We start from the raw sequence: 242 nt of genomic DNA on the forward strand, positions 1-242 counted from the left end.
GCTGGACGCGGTGCCGGGGTTGGGCCCGGTGCGGCGGCGCGCGCTCATTCGCCACTTCGGCAGCCTGGCGCGGCTAAGGAGCGCCGGCGTGGCGGACATCGCCCGGGTCAGGGGAATCGGCCCGGTCCTGGCCGAGAAGATCTTCCGGCAACTCAACGGCTGAGAGGCAATGAAAGGAGAGAGGGCGCTGCTAGCGGGCAGCGCCCTCTTTGTAGTTTGCCGAAGACGCTCGTGGCGGATGC

At 69.4% G+C, this 242-nt stretch carries 1 protein-coding gene; it reads left to right on the forward strand.

Going from position 1 to position 242, the window contains the following annotated elements; genetic code table 11:
- Nucleotides 1-10: 10 nt before the first annotated feature.
- On the forward strand, nucleotides 11-163 hold the full coding sequence (locus JI667_RS24010) for a helix-hairpin-helix domain-containing protein (protein ID WP_368077934.1): 153 nt from the start codon (nucleotides 11-13) through the stop codon (nucleotides 161-163).
- Nucleotides 164-242 lie beyond the last annotated feature (79 nt).

Source organism: Bacillus sp. NTK074B, from assembly GCF_017303375.1.
In the GTDB taxonomy this organism is placed as follows: Bacteria; Bacillota; Bacilli; order Bacillales; family Bacillaceae_B; genus Rossellomorea.